Source organism: Streptomyces sp. NTH33, from assembly GCF_003236365.1.
In the GTDB taxonomy this organism is placed as follows: Bacteria; Actinomycetota; Actinomycetes; order Streptomycetales; family Streptomycetaceae; genus Streptomyces.
Genome location: NZ_POTZ01000619.1, coordinates 1 through 3,221, shown reverse-complemented (window position 1 = coordinate 3,221; position 3,221 = coordinate 1). Strand labels below are relative to the sequence as shown.

Sequence of the window (3,221 nt, the reverse complement as noted above, 5' to 3'; positions counted from 1 at the left end):
GTCGGCGCCCGCGCCGACCCCCGGCCCGCGTCCGGTGCCGGGTCCCAAGCCCGCGCCGCGTCCGGCCCCGGTGGCGCCCACCACGCCGGAGTTCACCGCTCCGCCGTCGGCCCCGTCCCCGGCCGCGCCGAAGCCCGGCGCCCGTCCCGGCGCCCCCAAGCCCGGTGGCCGTCCCGGCCAGGGCCAGGCCTCCCGTCCGGGTCAGGGCGCACCGCGCCCCGGTGGCCAGGGCCCGCGTCAGGGTGCCCGCCCGGCCGGTCCGCGCCCGGGCAACAACCCCTTCACCTCCAGTGGCTCCACCGGCATGGCGCGCCCGCAGGCGCCCCGTCCGCAGGGTCCGCGGCCCGGCGGCCCCGGTGCCCCCGGCGCCGGTCCCCGTCCGCAGGGTCCCGGTGCCCAGGGCGGCGGTCCGCGTCCGCAGGCTCCGGGCGGTCCGCGCCCGACCCCGGGCTCGATGCCCCGTCCGCAGGGCGGTCCGCGTCCGGGCGGTCCGCGTCCGAACCCCGGCATGATGCCGCAGCGTCCCGCTGCCGGCCCGCGTCCCGGCCCCGGCGGCCGCGGCCCGGCCGGTGCCGGTCGTCCCGGCGGCGGCGGTCGTCCCGGTGGTGGCGGCGGTTTCGCCGGCCGTCCCGGTGGCGGTGGCGGCGCTCGTCCGGGTGGTGGCGGCGGTTTCGCCGGCCGTCCCGGTGGCGGCGGCCCCGGCGGTGGCTTCGGTGGCGGCGGTGGCCGTCCCGGCTTCGGCGGACGTCCGGGTGGTCCCGGTGGCCGTGGTGGCACGCAGGGTGCCTTCGGCCGTCCGGGTGGTCCCGCGCGCCGTGGCCGCAAGTCGAAGCGGCAGCGCCGTCAGGAGTACGAGGCCATGCAGGCCCCGTCGGTCGGCGGCGTGATGCTGCCTCGCGGCAACGGCGAGACCATTCGCCTGTCGCGCGGTGCGTCGCTCACCGACTTCGCGGAGAAGATCAACGCCAACCCGGCGTCTCTCGTCGCGGTCATGATGAACCTGGGCGAGATGGTCACGGCGACGCAGTCCGTCTCCGACGAGACGCTGCAGCTGCTGGCCGGCGAGATGAACTACAACGTTCAGATCGTCAGCCCGGAGGAGGAGGACCGCGAGCTCCTCGAGTCCTTCGACCTGGAGTTCGGCGAGGACGAGGGCTCCGAGGAGGACCTGGTCGTCCGTCCGCCGGTCGTGACCGTCATGGGTCACGTCGACCACGGAAAGACCCGCCTGCTCGACGCCATCCGCAAGACGAACGTCATCGCGGGCGAGGCCGGCGGCATCACCCAGCACATCGGTGCCTACCAGGTTGCGACCGAGGTCAACGGCGAGGACCGGGCGATCACCTTCATCGACACCCCGGGTCACGAGGCGTTCACCGCCATGCGTGCCCGCGGTGCCCGGTCGACGGACATCGCCATCCTGGTCGTCGCGGCCAACGACGGCGTCATGCCGCAGACGGTCGAGGCGCTGAACCACGCCAAGGCGGCCGACGTGCCGATCGTGGTCGCGGTCAACAAGATCGACGTCGAGGGTGCGGACCCGACCAAGGTGCGCGGTCAGCTGACCGAGTACGGCCTGGTGGCCGAGGAGTACGGCGGCGACACCATGTTCGTCGACATCTCCGCCAAGCAGGGCCTGCACATCGACAGCCTGCTGGAGGCGGTCGTCCTCACGGCCGACGCCGCCCTGGACCTTCGGGCCAACCCGAAGCAGGACGCGCAGGGCATCGCGATCGAGTCCCGCCTCGACCGCGGCCGCGGTGCCGTGGCGACGGTGCTCGTCCAGCGAGGCACGCTGCGGGTCGGCGACACCATGGTGGTCGGCGACGCGTACGGCCGCGTCCGGGCGATGCTCGACGACAATGGCAACAACGTGACCGAGGCCGGTCCGTCGACGCCGGTCCAGGTCCTGGGCCTGACCAACGTCCCGGGTGCGGGCGACAACTTCATCGTGGTGGACGAGGACCGCACGGCCCGTCAGATCGCGGAGAAGCGCGCCGCCCGTGAGCGCAACGCCGCGTTCGCCAAGCGCGTCCGCCGCGTCTCGCTCGAGGACCTGGACAAGGTGCTCAAGGCCGGCGAGGTCCAGCAGCTCAACCTCATCATCAAGGGCGACGCGTCCGGTGCGGTCGAGGCCCTCGAGTCCTCGCTGCTCCAGCTCGACGTCGGCGAAGAGGTCGACATCCGCGTCCTGCACCGCGGTGTGGGTGCGGTCACGGAGTCGGACATCGACCTGGCCATGGGCTCGGACGCCATCGTGATCGGCTACAACGTGCGCGCCGCCGGGCGTGCCGCGCAGATGGCCGAGCGCGAAGGCGTGGACGTCCGCTACTACTCGGTCATCTACCAGGCGATCGAGGAGATCGAGGCGGCCCTCAAGGGCATGCTCAAGCCGGAGTACGAGGAGGTCGAGCTCGGCACGGCGGAGATCCGCGAGGTCTTCAAGTCGTCCAAGCTGGGCAACATCGCGGGTGTGCTCATCCGCTCCGGCGAGGTCAAGCGCAACAGCAAGGCGCGCCTCCTCCGCGACGGCAAGGTCGTGGCGGAGAACCTCACCATCGAGGGCCTGCGTCGCTTCAAGGACGACGTCACCGAGATCCGCGAAGGCTTCGAGGGCGGTATCAACCTCGGAAACTTCAACGACATCAAGGTCGACGACGTCATCGCGACGTACGAACTCCGCGAGAAGCCGCGGGCGTAACGGCCCACGGCACGTGCCGCAGCCGGTCGGCGGGACCGTGGTCCCGCCGACCGGCGCGCCGTACCCGGGGGCACCCGCCCCCGGGTACGGCGTCGGCCTGAACGGCTCTGTCCTCAAGCGCCGGCCGGGCTGCCACTCGCCGACCGGAGCCGAGAAGCGAGGCCGTCCTGGCAGGGTCCTGAGGCCGGGCTCGCTTCTCGTTCCACCGAGCCGGGTGGGGACGAGTCACCGAGAGTCGACTGGGTGTGAGTCACCGAGCCGGGCGAGGGCGAGTCACCGAGCCGGCCGGAGCGGGCCCCGGGGTGCAGGGGCGGAGCCCCGCCGGGGTGTGGGGCGGAGCCCCACGGCTGCGGTCACCTCCTGTCCCACTGAGTCGGGTGGGCGAGGCCCGGGGCCCGGAGCGGAGCCCCAGGGACGGGACTGTGCATCCTGCCGAGTCGGACGGGCGAGGCCCGGGGCGAAGTCCCACCCGGTGTCCGGGGCGGAGCCCCAGGGGCAGGACCGCGCACCCCACCGAGTC

The 3,221-nt window shown here is 73.7% G+C and carries 1 protein-coding gene; it reads left to right on the top strand.

What is annotated here, in order from left to right; translation table 11 throughout:
- On the top strand, positions 1–2,701 hold a 2,701-nt coding region (infB, locus tag C1I97_RS33910), incomplete at its 5' end, for a translation initiation factor IF-2 (protein WP_111006843.1).
- Positions 2,702–3,221 lie beyond the last annotated feature (520 nt).